Origin of the sequence: Pseudomonas sp. LTJR-52, assembly GCF_003691465.1 — a bacterium.
Lineage (GTDB): Bacteria > Pseudomonadota > Gammaproteobacteria > Pseudomonadales > Pseudomonadaceae > Chryseomonas > Chryseomonas luteola.
The window spans coordinates 790,475-807,963 of record NZ_CP033105.1 but is presented as its reverse complement, the minus strand read 5'-3'; the positions used below and the strand labels follow the sequence as shown (position 1 = coordinate 807,963).

The window sequence follows — 17,489 nt, the reverse complement described above, 5'->3', positions numbered from 1 at the left end:
CTTTATCAGTGATCGTAGGGTCGATGTAGCTGGCACTCGGGGTTTAGCCGTACCCCAAAGCCGGGCTTGTCCAACACGGAGGCTTTCATGCGGCCATTGACCGGAATCGGCTCATCCAGGAGCTGCGGGTTGAACATCGGCACCACCTTGTCCGCCTTGGGAGCCATCATCAGGAATTCCGAGAATGGGCTGTTGGTGCGGGTAATGACGAAGTGGTAGCTGTAGACGGAAGAGCCATGGGGCACTACCAGCGCGTTGTGTGCATCAGCCAGCGCCGATATCTTGATAAGCTCGGTAATCCCGCCACACCAGCCCACGTCCGGCTGGATAATGTCGCAACAGCCCATCTCCAAGAGCATACGGAAGCCCCAGCGGGTCGCTTCGTGTTCTCCCGTAGTGACCAGCATCCCGCTCGGCACTTGCTGACGGAGGGCGGCGTAGCCCCAGTAATCATCCGGCGGCAGTGCCTCTTCGATCCACTTGAGGCCAAACTCGCTTGCCGCGTTGGCCAGGCGGGTAGCGTAGTTGAGGTCAAGGCTCATCCAGCAGTCGAACATCAGCCAGAAGTCGTCTCCCACCCGCTCACGCATGGTGGCCAGCGTTTCGATGTTCTTGCGCAGCCCTTCTTCACCTTCAGCGGGGCCGTGCTGAAGCGCCAGCTTGCCGCCGATAAAACCCATCTCTTTGGCAAGGTCGGGTCGGGCACCGGTCGCGTAGAATTGCAGCTCATCCCGTACGGGACCGCCCAAGAGCTGGTGAACAGGCTCCTGACGAATCTTGCCGAGCAAATCCCACAAAGCCAGGTCCACGCCAGAAATGGTATTGAGAACGATGCCCTTGCGCCCGTAGTAGAGGGTTGCGTTGAACATCTGGTCCCAGATCTTTTCGATGTCCGTTACCTTGGCGCCTTCGATGAAGCGCGCCAAATGCTTCTCGACGATAAAGGCGCCCAACTCACCACCCGTGGTAACAGCAAAGCCTACCGTCCCGTCGCTGGCCTCCACTTCCACCACCAGAGTACCTAGTACGTTAATGCCAAAGCTGCGGCGGCTCTGCCGGTACTCGGGATACTTTGCCATGGGCGTAGAGATATGGTCGTCGATCCAATGACCATCGCCTTGGTCGTGATAATCCGCACCGCCGCCCCGTAGAGTGAAGGCACGGACGTGTTTAATGGTGGGCATGCTCATGGGCGTCTCCTGGCAACGGATTGAGGGGCGTAGCGGCGCGTTTAATGGGCGTCGAAGGACTGAAGCGGTGAATAGCAAGAATCAGCAAACCGGCCAGGAGGCTGGCACCGGCAAGGAAGTAGAGGCCGGCAGCGGTCGAGTCAAAGGCCGTCTCGGCCCAGCGCTTGAGGTTGGGTGCCATAAAGCCGCCCAGCGCGCCGATAGAGTTGATCAGGGCGATGCTGCCCGCCGCCGCGCTACCGGCGAGGTAGGCTGAGGGAAACGTCCAGAAGATCGGCTGGACGGCAATGAACCCAGAGGCGGCAAAACACAGAGCGACCAGCGCCAGCAGCGGCGAGCCGAACGCTACCGAGGCGGCAATACCTAATCCGCCCATAGCGACGGTAAGCGCCGCGGTTGCACGGCGATTACCGGTGCGATCCGAATAAGCAGGTATTAGGTAGGCTGCTGCAAGCGCACAGACCCAGGGAATGGAGGTCACCAGTCCGACCATAAAGCCGACCTTCTGCCCTAGCAGTCCCGCCACTTGAGTCGGCAGGTAAAACACCACACCATAAACACTGGTCTGGATCAGGAAATAGATCAGGCACAAGTACAGAACGCCGGGATGCGTCAGCACCTTGAGCAGGCTCTTGCCGTGGGCGAGCTTTTCGCGGTCCTCACGGTCAAGCGTCTCCTGCAGCGCCCGACGCTCTTCGCCGGTCAGCCACTTGGCATCGCTCGGGCGATTGTCCAGATACCAGTAGGCCCAGACACCTACAATGGTTGCCAGGAGTCCTTCCACCATGAACAGCCATTGCCAACCGTGTAGCCCCACCATGCCATCGAACTCAAGCAGCAGGCCGGAGAGTGGGCTTCCGAAGATAAATGCCAGCGGTGCGCCAAAATAAAAGAACCCCATAGCCCTGGCGCGGGCCTGATGGGGAAACCAGTACGTCAGGTAGAGAATCACACCCGGGAAGAAACCGGCCTCAGCGACACCCAACAAGAAGCGCAGCACATAAAAGGTCATCTCGTTGTGGGCAAACATCATTGCCGCCGAGATCAGACCCCACGTCACCATGATGCGGCACATCCAGAGCCGAGCACCGACCTTGTGCATGATCAGGTTACTGGGCACCTCCAGAAAGGCGTAGCCGAGAAAGAAAATTCCCGCGCCAAAAGCAAAGGCTGCATCGGAGATGCCGGTGTCGGCTTGAAAAGCCGCCTTGGCAAAGCCCACGTTGGCACGGTCCAGGAACGCGAGCACGTACATGAGCAGCAGAAACGGCAGGAGCCGCCAGAAGACTTTTTTGATGATGTGCGGAGACAATGTGTTCACGCCAGTTTCCTCTTGGAATTGTTATGGGGCGTGGAGCAACGTACGAAACGGCAAACCCTAGCGCGCAGGTAATGGCTGTCGATGGCGTAGAGCGCTAGGAAAAGAAAAACGAGTGCGGATGTGACGGCAGTTGCGTGCAGAATCGACATGAAGCAAGCGAGTCATGACGTTCACCTTGTTTTTGTTGTAGGTGCCTTGAATCTAAGCGTAGAAGTGATGCCTGACTAATCGAAATAAATTTACATTCGATACCCTTTATGCATCGGTCATGATTGCTGTGCCTGTCGTGACTTCCAGCGATAGGCCTGCCTGGAGTTGAGATAAAACACTTTCTCCTGAGCTACCGATGTTTTTGTAGCCAGGTAGGCCTGCGTCAGGCCAATGGTTTTATCCAGCGAGACGAGGTGATCGCTGTTGGGCCAGTCACTGCCAAACAGGATGCGATCTTCGCCGAATAACGACCACAATCGGTCCAGGTGCTCCTGGTAATACGCAACGTCCAGCCCCGCTGTTCCTTGTATACGCTGCGGCACCTCGGAGAGTTTCATGAAGACCGTTGGTCGGGCAGCGAACGTCTCCAGGTCTCGCCAGTACGCGCGCTCTTCAGCAGGAGGGACCTGGGCATTAGGCAAGTGATCCGCCACGATACGAAGGTCTGGGACAGCATCACTTACCTTGAGCAGCGCAGCGATCAGGGGTGGCGTCGGGTTGGCACTGTCCAGTGCTCTGCCGCTTTGAGCCAAAAGGCGTAACCCCTCGATAAAGCCAGGCTTTCGAAGGTCTTCTGTTAGATCACGATCCCATAGGTTGCCGTAGCGCATCCCCAGAAAGAGGGGCTCGGCTGCCAGCCGGTCGAGGTCAGCCGCAAAGCGTTGATCGTTTGGCACCAGATTGCCAACAAAGCCCACCATGCCAGTATGGTGCCGTACGGCCTCAAGCAGCCAGTCGTTATCCTTTCGCCAGGGGCTGGCCTCTACGGCAATCGCACCCACGACGCCCAAGGGCGCTGCCTGGGCGAAATATTCGTCCGGCAATGTGCGTCGATAGATAGTATCGCCTGGTTCAGGCCACGGAATACCCTCCGGGCGGTGCGGATCGAACAGATGAATGTGGGCATCAAGTCGTGGTCCCTGGTAAACCGCAAGGGTTTCGCGAGCCTGTGCGAATGCCTGTAGAGCAGGTGCCGCCATGGCTGCTAAGCCTCCAATCAGAAAGGGTCGTCTTCGCATAACGAAGCGTTAGTGTGCGTCGTAGCTACAACGGATAGATGACGTAGCCGGCAGGTGAGAGAAAGGAGGTATGCATGGTGAATTCCTTTTTTATTGTTGGAGTCCACTCTTTAGCTGTGATGGCGCGTGATTACCAATAATAATTAGGTCAACACCGATACCCAGGCGGCATCGTTCGCTAAGGAAGAACAACAATGAACGTATCCGCATCCGCGCGCGCCCTGTTCAATCGGCTGCGTTACAAGCACCTGCTTATGCTGGTCACGTTGGGCAATAGCCAGAACTTGCATCGCGCCGCGCAGGCCCTGAACATGTCGCAACCGGCGACCACTCGCATGCTGCAGGAAATCGAAGATGCCTTTGGCTGCGAGCTGTTTGAGCGCCAGACGCGGGGCATGAAGCCTAATGCGCTGGGCGAAGAAGTCCTGCGCTTTGCCCGCACCGCCCTAACGCAGCTCGACCGCTGCGCCGAAGACATCACCGATCGCCAGCAAGGCGGCTATGGGTATCTCTCCATCGGCACCATCATGGGCGCAGCGCCCGATCTGGTCGTTCAGTCCATCGCTAACATGAAGCGTCAGTACCCTCGCCTCAAGCTGCGGATCATGGGAGACACCAGCGATCAGCTCATCGAACTACTGGACCAGGGCACCATTGACCTCGCTGTAGCACGTCAAAATGCGGAGAGTGACCGGAGCCGCTATCAGTTCGAGCCGCTGGGTAACGAGCATCTGGTCGTAGCCGTACGGGCCGATCATCCCTTGGCGGGACGCGACCAAATCGACCTGAGCGAGCTGGTCAGCCAATGGCCCTGGATCCTCCAGCCGTCCTCCAGTCCGGCCCGCATGGCACTGGAGCGAGCCTTCGAGCGGCTTTCGCTACCCTCGCCGCGAGACGTGATCGAATGCAGTTCGGTCTTTGCCATGCTGCAGCTGGTGCAGATGACCGAGGCCATTCTGGTGCTGTCCGAAACGGTAGTCTCGGATTATCTGCGGACCGGACTCGTCGTGCCGCTTCCACTCGAAATCGAGGAAGAGATGGCGCCCTATGGCGTGCTGCTGCGCAAGAACGAACCCCTGAGCCAGGAGTTGGAGACCTTTCTCCAGCTCCTGCGCCGACGTGCCAATAGCCTTGGCCTCAGGCCATAACCCTTCGCCCGGCTGTTAAGCTATGAGCCTTCTATGGACTGGTCACCTGACATGACGCCCCGCTCTCCCCTCTGGCAAACCTCAGCGCATCTACACGGCCCGGCTCCTCGTGAATGGCTGTTCGAAGACGATGGCTCTCTGACCCAACGCCTGACGCAACTCAGCGAAGGTCGTTTTGAAGTGGAAGTCGTCGCAGAAGGATGGCAACCGCTAAGGGCAGATGAATGCAAGGCCCTGGACGCGCCGCCGGAGACGCTCGGCTGGGTACGCGAGGTTTTCCTGTTAGGTACGCAGACCCGCTGGGTGTTTGCCCGCAGCGTGGCAACGCGCGAGGCGCTCGAGGCCTCAGGGTTTGAGCTGGCTCAACTGGGCCAACGCCCACTAGGCGCTCTGCTGTTCAGCGATAACGCGTTTAACCGCGGCCCGCTGGAGGCCACGCGTTACCCTGCTGGCTGGCTTCCACAGGAAGAAGTGCAGGATCAGAAGCCGCTCTGGGCTCGGCGTTCGGTCTTTCGCCGGGACGGCCTTGGCGTATTGGTTGCCGAGGTGTTTCTGCCGGCGTTCTGGCAGTTCCTGAAAGATCAGAGGCTATAATCGGCCAGCCCGCCGTAAAACGGCTCGGGCTTTCGTTCATTCCGATACGGCGCCGCAATGAAAAAGAACCGCTCCCGTAAAAAGCCACAGCCCGCTGCCTCGCTCGCTACCGCCGCCCCGCAGAAAATCATCGGGACCACCCGGCCTAGCAGCCGCATCAAAGACTTCGTCCAACTGACGCGACTGGACAAGCCTATCGGCATCTACCTGTTGCTCTGGCCAACACTCTGGGCCTTGTGGATTGCGGGCGAAGGCCGCCCGAGCGTGAAGAACGTTATTATTTTCGTGCTGGGTGTCGCCCTGATGCGCTCGGCGGGGTGTGTAATCAATGACTTTGCCGATCGAAACTTCGACGGTCACGTCAGTCGTACCAAGGCGCGCCCGCTGGCGACCGGCAGGATAACAACCAAGGAAGCTCTGATTGCCTTTGCCGTGCTGGTTGGGCTCAGCTTCGTGCTGGTGCTGTTTACCAACGCCATCACCATCTGGATGTCCTTTGGCGCCCTGGGTATCGCTGCGCTGTATCCCTTCATGAAGCGCTACACCTATTACCCACAGGTGGTACTGGGCGCAGCCTTCTCCTGGGGAATGCCGATGGCCTTTACCGCCGAAACCGGCTCGCTTCCGCCTGAGGCCTGGCTATTATTCATCGCCAACGTGATCTGGACGGTGGGATACGACACCTATTACGCCATGGCGGATCGGGAAGACGATCTGAAGATCGGCGTGAAATCCACCGCCATCCTGTTTGGCGATGCAGACCGCATTATCATCGCGACGCTGCAGGGCCTTACTCTGCTCTGCCTGATCCTCGCCGGTGCGCGCTTTCACATGGGCACGTGGTTTTATCTGGGCCTTGTGGTAGCGCTAGGGTGTTTTGTCTGGGAATTCCTGAGTACACGGGACCGGGACCCCATGAAATGCTTCAAGGCTTTTTTGCATAATCACTGGGCGGGCCTGGCAATCTGGATAGGGATTGTGGTGGATTATTTGGTGCGCTGATCAGGCGGCTTCAGCTTTTTCCCATGCCTTCGGCGCTTCACGTTCTCTGCACACTTACAGAGAACGTGAAGCCAGGGCGCAGCGCCTATTAGATACCGGAACAAGCGGTTCTGGTGACTTTACGGCGGCTTTCACGAATGACTCGCTTACCGCCTCCCTGGCACAGGCGATCACTCAGTCGGGCTTGATGAGACCCTGACCCAATCAATCTGCAGTGTTTCACCGCTTCCCATCCGCTGCAAATGATCAGCGACCACCCCTTCCATCCGCTCCAGCTCTTCAGCAGGAAACTCGATCTTTGCCAATAGCACGTCGCCTTGCGCCTCAAGGTGACAGGTTCCCGCCGGGAACTGAATAAAGCCCTTTCCGTCATCGAATTCCACCTGGAATTTATGCCCCCAGTGCTTGCATAACCGTGTGATGTAGCGGCCTGGACTGGCCGTGGCGATACGGGATTCGGACGATGCCATAATCGATCTCCTTGAAGAGGTGATGGGTTTGCGTGCACGCCGCTGTTGCCAGGCGACAGCCAGCCCGCTGAGGCTGATGATTGTCATACCGACCAGGGCGCCCTCGTCAGGTACATGACCGAAGAAAATGAATCCCATCAACCCTGCACAGATAATCTGTCCGTAGCTGAAGGGTGCGAGCAACGCGGGCGGCGCATAGCGGAATGCCTGGGTCAGCAACAAGTGTCCGCCCATTCCACATGCGCCTAACCCTATCATCAAAATGGCATGCGTCCAGCTCGGCGGCTCCCAGAAGAAGGGCAACAGTGATGTCATGATCAAGCTGTTCACCAGTCCGGCGATGAAATTGCTGGTGGTGGGGCTGTCAGTCGAGGAAAGAATGCGGGTCAGGATCTGGTAGATACCAAACATCACTGCGGACCCCAGCGGTAGCAGAACAGCTGGCGTAAACAGCGAGCTACCGGGGCGAATGATGATCAGAACACCAACAAAGCCGGTCACCACAGCGATCCACTGCGGCCGGGTCACCCGCTCTTTCAATAGGGGCACCGACAGAGCCGTTACGATCAGCGGAGCGAGGAAGTTGACCGCCGTGGCTTCTGCCAGTGGTAGATAACGCAGCCCGGCCGTAAAGAACAGGCTGGTCCCGATCAGGCACAACGCCCTGGCGATCTGCAGTCCGGGCCGCCGTGTGCGGATCACTCCCATCCCCATGCGAGGCCCGAAGACGCCCAGCATCAACACCGTATGGGAAACGTAACGGGCCCAGACGACCATCACGATCGGGTAGAAACCCGACAGGTATTTGGACATCGTGTCATGGCTGGCAAACAAGAGTATCGCGAGACAAATCAGCCCGATGCCCTTGAGCGGTTGCTCGGCAAGGCCGGAAGACGACTGAGGGCTCATTTATTGTCCTGATCGAGCACTACTGATTAGCAGGCTAAGCACTTGATCGCATAAAGGCTTGGCCCGCATGGGTAAGCCCAGTATTGAACAGATGAGCCGGGAAAGAAAAGCAGAAACAGCCCTGGGCAAGCATAACCAGGGCCTAAGGGAATCAGGCCGGCTGCACCTGACGGGCGCCGCTACAGGCATTGCGCAGGCTGAACTCACGCAGCTCGTGCTCTTCAGCTTCTAGAACGCCGGGCAGTCGCTCACGCAGGAACGCCACGAACGTCTTGATCTTGGCGTCCAGGTACTGGCGGGACGGATACAAGGCGTACACGTTCAATTGTTGCAGTTGATACTGCGGCAGGACACGAACCAGCGAGCCGTCACGCAACCCTTCGATGGCGGAGTAAATTGGCAGGATTCCAATGCCCAGGCCCGCCTGAATCGCTTCAGTCATGGCATCGCCCACATTGACCTGGAACGAGGTTGTGCCGATGGTGACCATCTCCTGACCGTTGGGTCCGTCGAAAACCCATTTTTCCAGCGGCACGACCGGACTCACCAGTCTCATACAGTCATGACTTGGCAGATCCGATGGGCTGCGAGGCAGGCCTCGTGCTTCGACATAGGCAGGCGACGCACACAGGATGCTGTAGGTATGGCCGATGTTCTGGGAAACAAAGCCGGAATCCGGCAGCTCCGTCGCGACCACAATCGCCACATCGTAGCCTTCATCGAGCAGGTCTGGCATCCGGTTAGCCATGGTGAGGTCAAAGTTGACCTCAGGAAACTGCTGACGATAGCCCGCAATCGCCTTGATCATGTAATGCTGACCGATTCCGGTCATGGAATGGATACGCAGCTTGCCGGCCGGCCGCGCATGAGCATCGCTGGCTTCGGCTTCGGCCTCTTCAACATAGGCCAGGATCTGCTCGCAACGCAGCAGGTAACGCTGCCCCGCCTCGGTCAGGGCGATCCGGCGGGTGGTTCGATGGAGCAGGCGGGTACGCAGATGCGCTTCCAGGCTCGCCACGGCCCGGGAAACATGCGCGGTGGTGGTGCTCAGCACTTGCGCCGCGCTGGTAAAGCTGCCGCTTTCGGCAACACAGGCGAAAACGCGCATATTGTGCAATGTGTCCATGATGCCCCTCATTAGTTAGCAAATAAATTTTGCCATGAACGCAAGAGGACCATTATTACAAAATGTGAGATAAACATTCACAAACCAGCCGGCTTATCTCAAGACAAGGGGTTTCCTAGAATTCACGTAGGTTTGAGCGACTCTCCCCTCGAATATCTGGACGCCTTCTGTGTCATTCCCCTGTAAGAATTCGCTGCTTGGCATAAGCTTTTTTGTTCTGACTTCAACAATCTCCGGCTGTATCAGCACCCACGGTATCGCGCCGGAGGCTCAACGTATCGATGCCGACACCCTGGCTACGGACGATGCCATCCGTGCGGCCAAGCTGGACGCCCAATGGCCGGCCAGCCAGTGGTGGCGCGCCTACCGTGACCCCCAGCTGGACCGGTGGATCGCTGAAGCCCTAACCAGCAATCCGTCACTGGCAGCCGCAGCGGCACGGGTACGCTCGGCCAAGGCAATGGCCGGACTGGTGGAATCCGCCGAGGCGCCCCACGTAAACGGCAGCGTTGACCTGCGCCGTTACACCTGGCCTACGGATAACTTCTATGGCCCGGGCGAGTTGGCCGACCGTACCACCTGGAACAACACCGCCTCCCTGGGGCTCAGCTATAAGCTCGACTTCTGGGGACGCGAGCATGATGACAGCGAGCGTGCCCTGGATCGTGCCCACCAGGCAGCTGCCGAAGAACGTGTTGCGGTGCTCGAGCTGACAACCAACATCGTGCGAGCCTACATCCAGTTATCGTTGCAATATGCGCAACGTGATGTAGCCCAAGCGACCCTGGATCAGCAGGAGCAGATCGCCAAACTGGCGAAGCGTCAGCTGGAAGGCGGCATCGGCACCCAATTCGAGGTCAGCCAGGCCGAAGCATTGCTGCCGGAAACGCATCGACAGATCGAAGCTCTGGACGAAGCCATTGCGCTTTCGCGTAATCAGTTGGCCGCATTGGCCGGCAAAGGCCCTGGCGACGCCGCCTCGCTGACACGTCCGCAGCTGCAACTGGGCGCCATGCCAACCCTGCCCTCCCGCTTGCCACTGGAGCTGGTGGGTCATCGTCCCGACGTGGTTGCCAGCCGTTGGCAGGTTGCCATGAACGCCAAGGGTGTCGATGTAGCCCGCGCCGACTTCTACCCCAACATTGATCTGATGGCGAGCATTGGTCAGTCGATGACCATGGGCACCTTCAAGGAATTGTTCACGGCCAAAAAGACGGGTTACTCCTTTGGACCGGCTATCTCGCTGCCCATCTTCGATGGCGGTGAGCGCCGCTCGCAGCTTGGTATCGCATCGGCAGGCTATGACGCTGCGGTTGCACATTACAACCAGACCATTATCGAAGCGCTGAAGGACATCTCCGATAACCTGATTCGTCTCGACTCGGCCAACAAGCAGGCCGACATGGCCCGTGAGTCCGTGGAAGCGGCGCAGCGCACCTACGACATTGCCCGCAAGGCCTTCGAGCGCGGCCTGACCGATTACCTGCATGTACTGGACGCCCAGACCCGTCTGTTTGCCCAGCAGCGGGTGGAGCAACAGGTCCAGGCCATGCGTCTGAGCGCCCAGGCCGGCCTGATTACCGCTCTGGGTGGCGGTGCCATCGCGCCTGAAGACGGCCCGGACGAAAAGGACCTGAAACCGGCACGTGTCGATATTGCCAAAAAGCCCTAAGGCCCTCATGAAAGCAGAAACGACTTCCACCCCCACCACCAGCGCGTTTCGCCAGGCGCTTAACGCCTGGGCGAGAAGTGACGGTGTCATGTGGATCTACTTGTTCAAGGTACTGATCGCAGCTGGCCTGACCCTCTGGCTTGCCATGCGCCTCCAGTTGCCGCACCCATCCTCGGCGGTCATCACCGTTTTCATCGTGATGCAGCCGCAGAGCGGCCAGGTATTTGCCAAAAGCGTCTATCGGTTGCTGGGCACGGTAGCAGGCCTGATCGCCATGCTGGCGCTGGTTGCCCTGTTTGCCCAGGAGCGGGTGCCCTTCCTGATCTGCATGTCAGTCTGGATTGGCCTGTGCACGGCCGGCGCCATGCGCTATCGCGATATGCGCAGCTACGGCTGTGTGCTGGCAGGCTATACCGCAGCGCTGATCGGTATTCCCGCTGTCATGAGCCCTGAAGGTGCTTTTATGTCAGCGGTTATGCGGGTGCTGGCGATTTCGCTCGCCATTATCTGCAGCGGTATCGTCTCGGCAGCCCTTTTTCCGCAGACCACAGGCGCAGCCATGCGCAACGCCTTATACAACCGCTTTGGCACCTTTGCAGGCTACGTAGCCGATGTGCTGCGTGGCAAGCTGGAGCGGCATGTCGTGGAGAGCGGTGGAGTGCGCTATGCCGCCGAGGCCGTCGGGCTTGAAAACATGCGCAGCGCCACAGCCTTTGAAGATCCGCACATGCGCATGCGCAGCGGTCGTCTCTCGCGGCTGAACAGTGAGTTCATGACCATGACGACCCGTCTGCATGCCTTGAGTCGACTGCTTCTACGGTTGCGCCAGCGTCAGGCTGACGTTGTACTGTCGGCATTCGACATGGCGCAGGCTGCATTTCTGGAGCTCCTGGACAGCGTGCGTGGTCAGCCGCTGACACCACCGGACGCGGCAGCAGTCGCTGAACGTCTCTCGGCCTTGAGCGACCATACCCGCGTACGCATTCGGGAAGCCCGTGCTTCGCTACTTGCCAACGCGCCCTCCGAAGAAGATCGGCTGGACTTCGAGACGGCTGCCGAGCTGCTCTTCCGTTTGGTAGACGATCTGCACAACTACGTCCAGACCCACGCGTCCCTGGCCGCTCCGCACCATGTACGCGAGCAATGGAAGGCACGCTTCGTGGCCAAGGCCAATGCCATGGCATCAACCGTGGCAGGCGTACGAACTGCTCTCATGGTGCTGCTGCTCAGCCTGTTCTGGATCATGACAGCCTGGCCCTATGGCGGCATGTTCGCCTCCAACGCGGCTGCCGTGGCCGCCCTCGCCTCGTCCAGTCCGATGCCCCACAAGACCGCCCAACAGATGGCCATCGGTGCATTTTTCGGCGTTACCGTAGGCTTTTTCATGAACTTCTTCGTCTTCACCCAACTGGATGGATACTGGATGCTCATGTTCGCCCTGGCACCCGTCTTCATGCTGGGCAGCTTTGTGGCCTTGCGTCCGGGTTATATGGGTTACGGGCTGGGTAGCATGGTGTTTTTCTGCTTTACCTCGATTCCCGACAACCCACCGGTGTATGACCCGTCAAACTTCATCAACAACGGTATCGCCGTGCTGCTGTCCATGGCGACTACAGCCGCGATTTCCTCGATCCTGCTCCCACCCAACAGCGCTTGGCTCTGGCGACGCCTGGAGCGTGACCTGCGCCGTCAGGTCGTTCGTGTAACGAGTGACCCGCTGCCAGGGCTTTCGAGCCGGTTCGAAAGCGCCACGCGCGACCTGCTCAATCAGGCCTACGGTTTGGCCAATGGCCGTCCGCAGGTGCAGAAGGCGCTGTTGGGCTGGACCTTTACGGTCCAGGAAGTCGGTCAGGCCATCATTGAGCTGCGTCAGGAGCAGGAGCGCCTACCGGCCGAGCCTCGATTTGCCGAAGCGTCCCCTTGGCGTCAGTCGATCCGCGCCATGGGACGTGCCCTGGCCCGCCTGTTCCTCAAGCCAAGCCAGACCAATCTGCAACGTGCGCTCACCGCGGTGGACCAGGCCATTGCCTGCGTTGAAGCGCAGCGTGAGCCCTATAGCCAGCATTTCGATGAGTCGCCGCTGCGTCGCATCCAGAGCTTCCTGCATTTCATTCGAACCTCCCTGCTCGACCCGCACGCGCCCCTGGCGCAATACGCTGCGCCGAGCGAGCCCGCCACAGGAATCGCCCATGCCTCGTGAGATTGCTTTCCACGGTGTGTACCTGCCCACCGTTACCGTGCTGTTCATTGTTGGCCTGCTGGTGATGTGGGTCGTTGATCGCCTGTTCGCCAGCATTGGGCTGTATCGCTTTACCTGGCACCCCTCCCTGTTCCGCCTGAGCCTGTTCGCCTGCATCTATGGCGTCATGGCGCTGACCGTCTATCGTTGAGAGCCTTGTTCCATGACCTTGAAGAACCTTTTTAGCGTATTGGCGACCCTGATCGTCGTGGTAGCCGCACTGGTGATAGGCCGGCTGCTCTGGGTGCATTACATGAACGATCCGTGGACGCGGGACGGACGCGTGCGCGCCGATGTCATCAACATCGCACCGGATGTGTCGGGCCTTGTGGTCAACGTGCCGGTGCATGACAACCAGCTGGTCAAGAAAGGCGACCTGCTCCTGCAGATCGATCCGTCTCATTACGAGATTGCCGTGCATCAGGCCGAAGCCCTGGTCGCTTCGCGCAAGGCAACGCTGGACATGCGCCTGCAAAACGCCAAGCGCCGCGCCGATATCGACAGCCTGGTCGTTTCCAAGGAGAGCCGTGAAGACGCTAGCAGCATTGCCGCGTCGGCCGAGGCAGATTACAAGCAGGCCCTGGCTCAGCTTGAGGCGGCCCGCCTGAACCTGTCCCGCACCCGCGTGGTGGCGCCGGTGGATGGTTATGTCACCAACCTCCTGGTCTATCGTGGCGATTATGCTTCGGCCGGTGCACCCAAGCTTGCGATCATCGACAAGAATTCCTACTGGGTTTATGGCTACTTTGAAGAAACCAAACTGCCCCACGTGAAGATCGGCGCACCTGCCGAAATGCGAATGATGAGCGGCATGGTGCTCAAGGGCCATGTAGAGAGCATTGCCCGGGGTATTTATGATCGGGACAACCCGCAGAGCCGCGAGCTGATCGCCGATGTGAACCCGGTATTTAACTGGGTGCGCCTGGCGCAGCGAATTCCGGTGCGCATTGCCATCGATGAAGTGCCTGAAGGCATGGAGCTGTCTGCTGGTACCACCTGTACGGTCGTGCTCGACGACGGTACAGGTCATGACCACCACAATTGGCTGGGCTTTGCCGACTGATACCGACTGCCTTAACAATCGACCAATAAAAAAGGGCTGCACCGAGAGGTGCAGCCCTTTTGGTTTTCAGCCCTGGCGAATCAATAACCCAGAGCGAAATCCTCTTCCGCCACATCCATCAGGCTGCCAGCCCCTGCCAGCATCGCTTCGGCATGCATGCGGGTACGTGGCAGCAGGCGCTGATAATAGAAACGCGCGGTCTGCAGCTTGGCCTTGTAGAACGCAGCCTCATCGGTTCCGGCAGCAAGCCTCTCGCTGGCTACACGAGCCATATCGGCCCAGAAGTACGCCAGGCAGACATAGCCGGAGTACATCAGGTAATCCACCGCCGCAGCGCCTACTTCCTCACGGTCCTTCATGGCCGCCATGCCGACCTTGAGGGTAACGTCGCCCCATTCCTTGTTCAGCTTGGCCAGCGGCTCGATAAACTCCTTGAGCTCAGCATTGCCTTCCTGCGCTTGGCAGAACTTGTGAACGATCTTGGTAAAGCCCTTGAGCGACTCACCCTGAGTCATCAGTACCTTACGGCCTAACAGGTCAATGGCCTGAATACCGGTAGTACCTTCGTACATCATGGCAATACGGCTATCACGCAGGTTCTGCTCCATGCCCCATTCGGAAATGTAGCCGTGACCGCCATAGATCTGCATGCCATGGCTAGCGGCTTCGAAGCCCACCTCAGTCATGAAGGCCTTGGCAATCGGCGTGATGAAGGCCAACAGCGCATCGGCTTTCTTTCGCTCTTCCTCATCCTGGCTGTAACGGGTCACATCTACCAGCTTGGCAGCAAAGTAGATCATGGCACGGTTGCCTTCAGCGAAGGCCTTCATCGTCAGCAGCATGCGGCGGACGTCTGGGTGAACAATGATAGGGTCAGCAGCCTTTTCAGGCGCCTTTGGCCCGGTCAGGGAACGCATTTGCAAGCGTTCACGGGCATAACGGATACCACCCTGGAATGCGATCTCCGCATGGGCCAGACCTTGCAGTGCCGTCCCAACACGCGCCGTGTTCATAAAGGTGAACATGCAGTTCAGGCCTTTGTTGGGCGGGCCGATCAGGAAGCCTTTGGCACTATCGAAGTTCATGACACAAGTGGCGTTACCGTGGATACCCATCTTGTGCTCGATGGAGCCGCAGGTCACACCGTTGCGCTCGCCTATGCCACCTTCGGCATTGGGCAGGAACTTGGGTACGATGAACAGTGAGATACCCTTGGTACCCGCCGGTGCGTCAGGTAGGCGGGCCAGCACGATATGCACGATGTTGTCGGTCAGGTCGTGTTCACCGGCAGAGATAAATATCTTGGTTCCGCTAATCGCGTAGCTACCGTCAGCCTGCGGCTCGGCACGGGTACGCAGCATACCCAGGTCGGAGCCGCAATGAGGCTCGGTCAGGCACATGGTGCCTGTCCATTCGCCGGAAACCAGTTTGGTCAGGTAGGTGTGCTTCTGCTCGTCGGTACCATGGCTTTCAATAGTGTTCATCGCGCCATGGGAAAGGCCTGGATACATGCCCCAGGACCAGTTGGCCTGGCCGATCATTTCCGACAAGGCAATACCCAGCGACTCAGGCAGACCCTGGCCGCCATGAGCAGGATCATGAGGCAGACTTGGCCAGCCACCTTCTACGAATTGCTGATAAGCCTGCTTGAAGCCTGTCGGCGTCTTCACGCCCGACTCGCTCCATACGCAGCCTTCCTTGTCACCGACACGGTTCAGCGGCGACAGGACCTGCTCGCAGAACTTGGCGCCTTCCTCAAGAATGGCGGCAACCATATCCGGGGTAGCATCCTGGCAGCCGGGCAAGCTCTGGTAATGCGCGTCATAACCCAGCAGTTCGTCACGGACAAAGCGGATATCACGCAAGGGAGCCTTGTAGTCAGGCATGACTGTTACCTCTGGAATGCATTTTTATGGGAAGGCGCCGCAGGGATCTCCTGATCGGCGTTAAACAGTTGTTTGAAACTTATGTTTTCCTCTGAGGCCTGTCAAGCGTGTCTGACCACAGGCGACACCTGGATACAAAAACGCCGCGAGTGGTTATCCACCCGCGGCGCTTGTGTTATACCTTCTCCCCCTGGAGGGAACAGAGGTCAGGCGTAGGTATCGATAAGGCTTCCCAATGTTGCACTGGCTGCCTGGATAACTCGAGAGCCCGCCAGGGCCTCGCGCTTACCCGCTTGCAACTCGACCAGCTGTGCGGCCTTATCTGCCTGATTCTGAGAAGCTCCATCGACGCTGCGAACCTGGTCGACACGTGTCTGCGCATCATTCGGCAGGCTGCTGGCCGCAATGGCTGCGCCGGCCTGATCGACACGGGACTGGCCCGCCTGATAGGCCGCCACCCCGTAAGTGAAACTGTTTCCGGAAATATTCATAAGCCGCTCCCTTTAACTGCTTGAGGCGTTTGGCCATTGAAGCAGATTCCGGCATCGAACCCTATGATTAAAACGTCATGCTTGCCGCTTCGCTTAGCGTCAGTTCGAATAACCAGGGGAACGGTATCAGCCGGGCAACGCCTTCTTGTTAATCTTGCGCGCCCGCCTCTGGTTGGCGCCGAGGAAAAGCCTGGACATCCACTGGTGACTGTGTGGGTCACCATAATGCAGCAGGACCGTTGCGCGCAGTGTATTAGGATCACAAGGCTCATTGGCATGTATGCTTCTATATCCCCAGAAGATATAAAGATTGCCAGGAACAAGTTTTATTTTGATGGGCTTGAGCAGGTTGTACTTGATCAATAACGCTATAAACTTCTGACTTAATGGATTTTGAATAAGTGCTTTCTCGATAATATTGATGGCCACACTGCTCCTAATACGGCGGGCATTGGGAAACATAATAAAATCGCCACACTGGTCAGTATCATTTGGGATGAAAACAGGCACGAGCGCCGTTAGTGCCGTGGCGTCATAATGAAAATAGTTGGACTCTTTAAGACCGGTTTTACCTTGCAGGCAACGCACGGCCGGAAAGATCTCTTCCTCTTCCGGTACCCGCCTGCCCAGACCGGCTTCCTGAACATCCGCCAGCATTTTCCTGAACCTCACCGAGGTGCTCAGCGCCTCGAAAAGACTGCCGGTTACCGACTTTATGCCATGTAGCGCAAAATATTCGGAGTTATGTTTGTGAGTTTCCCGCAGAACATAGTCACGTGCACTTTCAAGTTGTTCCGTTGAAAGAAAGTGTTCAATAACGGCATAGCCTTGCCTCTCGATGTCGAGCGCTAGCCGAGAAACGTCTTGAGCATCAATACGCTTGAAGACAGGCATACAAAATCCTTTTTCCATTCTTGATATTGTTATAAAACTGGAACTACCACCAACGTCTGAACACCATGAGCAACTATCGGTAAGTCGTATAGCAATAAAGATTAAAGGCATACAGTCACGCGCCATGCCGCAATCAATCATTAAGAAGTGATTGACAGGCATAGCGAACAAACAGAAAGCACTCATAACCGCGACGAGAACATCTCTTTTAGATGAGGCGGGAAAGAGATCAATCGAGGCAAATGGACTATATGC

At 58.0% G+C, this 17,489-nt stretch carries 15 protein-coding genes and 1 pseudogene; 7 read left to right on the top strand and 9 right to left on the bottom strand.

What is annotated here, in order from left to right:
* Nucleotides 1-5 precede the first annotated feature (5 nt).
* From rhmD to EAW52_RS03695, 3 genes are all read right to left on the bottom strand, one after another.
* Nucleotides 6-1,190, bottom strand: coding sequence for an L-rhamnonate dehydratase (gene rhmD / locus EAW52_RS03705; protein ID WP_122041457.1), 1,185 nt, complete (start codon nt 1,188-1,190; stop codon nt 6-8).
* A complete protein-coding gene (locus tag EAW52_RS03700; protein ID WP_122041456.1) occupies nt 1,171-2,511 on the bottom strand; it encodes an MFS transporter in 1,341 nt (446 codons plus the stop codon). The genes rhmD and EAW52_RS03700 overlap by 20 nt, the downstream gene beginning before the upstream one ends.
* A gap of 266 nt (nt 2,512-2,777) precedes the next feature.
* Nucleotides 2,778-3,701: an amidohydrolase gene (locus EAW52_RS03695; protein WP_177411889.1), complete on the bottom strand. Its 924-nt coding sequence runs from the start codon at nt 3,699-3,701 to the stop codon at nt 2,778-2,780.
* 233 nt (nt 3,702-3,934) lie between these two features.
* Here EAW52_RS03695 and EAW52_RS03690 point away from each other — a divergent pair, with 233 nt between their 5' ends.
* From EAW52_RS03690 to ubiA, 3 genes are read left to right on the top strand one after another with little or no spacing between them, the layout of a single operon-like run.
* A complete protein-coding gene (locus EAW52_RS03690) occupies nt 3,935-4,888 on the top strand; it encodes a LysR family transcriptional regulator (protein WP_122041454.1) in 954 nt (317 codons plus the stop codon).
* Between the two features lie 33 nt (nt 4,889-4,921).
* Nucleotides 4,922-5,482 (top strand): chorismate lyase, encoded by a 561-nt coding sequence (locus EAW52_RS03685; protein ID WP_372238882.1) that lies wholly within the window; start codon nt 4,922-4,924, stop codon nt 5,480-5,482.
* 57 nt (nt 5,483-5,539) lie between these two features.
* Nucleotides 5,540-6,484 carry a 4-hydroxybenzoate octaprenyltransferase gene (ubiA, locus tag EAW52_RS03680; protein ID WP_122041453.1) on the top strand — a complete coding sequence of 315 codons (945 nt, stop codon included), beginning with the start codon at nt 5,540-5,542 and terminating at the stop codon, nt 6,482-6,484.
* 170 nt (nt 6,485-6,654) lie between these two features.
* On the opposite strand, the gene EAW52_RS26345 is transcribed toward ubiA, so the two are convergent.
* The 3 genes and pseudogenes from EAW52_RS26345 to EAW52_RS03670 form a co-directional block, all read right to left on the bottom strand.
* On the bottom strand, nt 6,655-6,954 hold the full coding sequence (locus tag EAW52_RS26345; protein ID WP_167670396.1) for a DUF2218 domain-containing protein: 300 nt from the start codon (nt 6,952-6,954) through the stop codon (nt 6,655-6,657).
* A gap of 36 nt (nt 6,955-6,990) precedes the next feature.
* Nucleotides 6,991-7,863: pseudogene (locus EAW52_RS03675) on the bottom strand (DMT family transporter); the annotation flags it as partial.
* Nucleotides 7,864-8,014: 151 nt separating this feature from the next.
* Nucleotides 8,015-8,989, bottom strand: coding sequence for a LysR family transcriptional regulator (locus tag EAW52_RS03670; RefSeq protein ID WP_122041452.1), 975 nt, complete (start codon nt 8,987-8,989; stop codon nt 8,015-8,017).
* A gap of 169 nt (nt 8,990-9,158) precedes the next feature.
* Between EAW52_RS03670 and EAW52_RS03665 the strand changes: the two genes are divergently transcribed.
* The 4 genes from EAW52_RS03665 to EAW52_RS03650 are packed head-to-tail and all read left to right on the top strand — an operon-like array spanning nt 9,159 to nt 13,963.
* Entirely contained in the window at nt 9,159-10,661 is a 1,503-nt protein-coding gene (locus EAW52_RS03665; RefSeq protein WP_122041451.1) for an efflux transporter outer membrane subunit, read from the top strand.
* A gap of 7 nt (nt 10,662-10,668) precedes the next feature.
* Nucleotides 10,669-12,861 carry an FUSC family protein gene (locus tag EAW52_RS03660; RefSeq protein WP_162997580.1) on the top strand — a complete coding sequence of 731 codons (2,193 nt, stop codon included), beginning with the start codon at nt 10,669-10,671 and terminating at the stop codon, nt 12,859-12,861.
* Complete coding sequence (locus tag EAW52_RS03655; RefSeq protein WP_010796023.1) at nt 12,851-13,051, top strand: DUF1656 domain-containing protein; 201 nt, start codon at nt 12,851-12,853, stop codon at nt 13,049-13,051. Before EAW52_RS03660 ends, EAW52_RS03655 begins: the two co-directional genes overlap by 11 nt.
* A 12-nt stretch (nt 13,052-13,063) precedes the next feature.
* On the top strand, nt 13,064-13,963 hold the full coding sequence (locus EAW52_RS03650; RefSeq protein WP_019366673.1) for an HlyD family secretion protein: 900 nt from the start codon (nt 13,064-13,066) through the stop codon (nt 13,961-13,963).
* 80 nt (nt 13,964-14,043) lie between these two features.
* Here the strand turns inward: EAW52_RS03650 and EAW52_RS03645 are convergent, their stop codons facing one another.
* The 3 genes from EAW52_RS03645 to EAW52_RS03635 form a co-directional block, all read right to left on the bottom strand.
* Nucleotides 14,044-15,849, bottom strand: coding sequence for a phenylacyl-CoA dehydrogenase (locus tag EAW52_RS03645; protein WP_122041449.1), 1,806 nt, complete (start codon nt 15,847-15,849; stop codon nt 14,044-14,046).
* A 206-nt stretch (nt 15,850-16,055) separates the two neighbouring features.
* Nucleotides 16,056-16,340 (bottom strand): hypothetical protein, encoded by a 285-nt coding sequence (locus tag EAW52_RS03640; RefSeq protein ID WP_010796026.1) that lies wholly within the window; start codon nt 16,338-16,340, stop codon nt 16,056-16,058.
* A 126-nt stretch (nt 16,341-16,466) separates the two neighbouring features.
* The gene (locus tag EAW52_RS03635) at nt 16,467-17,234 is read right to left on the bottom strand and encodes a hypothetical protein (RefSeq protein ID WP_122041448.1); all 768 of its coding nucleotides are present in this window, start codon (nt 17,232-17,234) and stop codon (nt 16,467-16,469) included.
* Between the last annotated feature and the right edge of the window lie 255 nt (nt 17,235-17,489).

What these genes read in the sequence shown, in the direction of transcription:
- rhmD (WP_122041457.1), bottom strand. Translation starts at nt 1,190, where the DNA reads ATGAGCATGCCCACCATTAAACACGTCCGTGCCTTCACTCTACGGGGC.
- EAW52_RS03695 (WP_177411889.1), bottom strand. Translation starts at nt 3,701, where the DNA reads ATGGCGGCACCTGCTCTACAGGCATTCGCACAGGCTCGCGAAACCCTT.
- EAW52_RS03690 (WP_122041454.1), top strand. Translation starts at nt 3,935, where the DNA reads ATGAACGTATCCGCATCCGCGCGCGCCCTGTTCAATCGGCTGCGTTAC.
- EAW52_RS03685 (WP_372238882.1), top strand. Translation starts at nt 4,922, where the DNA reads ATGGACTGGTCACCTGACATGACGCCCCGCTCTCCCCTCTGGCAAACC.
- ubiA (WP_122041453.1), top strand. Translation starts at nt 5,540, where the DNA reads ATGAAAAAGAACCGCTCCCGTAAAAAGCCACAGCCCGCTGCCTCGCTC.
- EAW52_RS26345 (WP_167670396.1), bottom strand. Translation starts at nt 6,954, where the DNA reads ATGGCATCGTCCGAATCCCGTATCGCCACGGCCAGTCCAGGCCGCTAC.
- EAW52_RS03670 (WP_122041452.1), bottom strand. Translation starts at nt 8,989, where the DNA reads ATGGACACATTGCACAATATGCGCGTTTTCGCCTGTGTTGCCGAAAGC.
- EAW52_RS03660 (WP_162997580.1), top strand. Translation starts at nt 10,669, where the DNA reads ATGAAAGCAGAAACGACTTCCACCCCCACCACCAGCGCGTTTCGCCAG.
- EAW52_RS03655 (WP_010796023.1), top strand. Translation starts at nt 12,851, where the DNA reads ATGCCTCGTGAGATTGCTTTCCACGGTGTGTACCTGCCCACCGTTACC.
- EAW52_RS03650 (WP_019366673.1), top strand. Translation starts at nt 13,064, where the DNA reads ATGACCTTGAAGAACCTTTTTAGCGTATTGGCGACCCTGATCGTCGTG.
- EAW52_RS03645 (WP_122041449.1), bottom strand. Translation starts at nt 15,849, where the DNA reads ATGCCTGACTACAAGGCTCCCTTGCGTGATATCCGCTTTGTCCGTGAC.
- EAW52_RS03640 (WP_010796026.1), bottom strand. Translation starts at nt 16,340, where the DNA reads ATGAATATTTCCGGAAACAGTTTCACTTACGGGGTGGCGGCCTATCAG.
- EAW52_RS03635 (WP_122041448.1), bottom strand. Translation starts at nt 17,234, where the DNA reads ATGCCTGTCTTCAAGCGTATTGATGCTCAAGACGTTTCTCGGCTAGCG.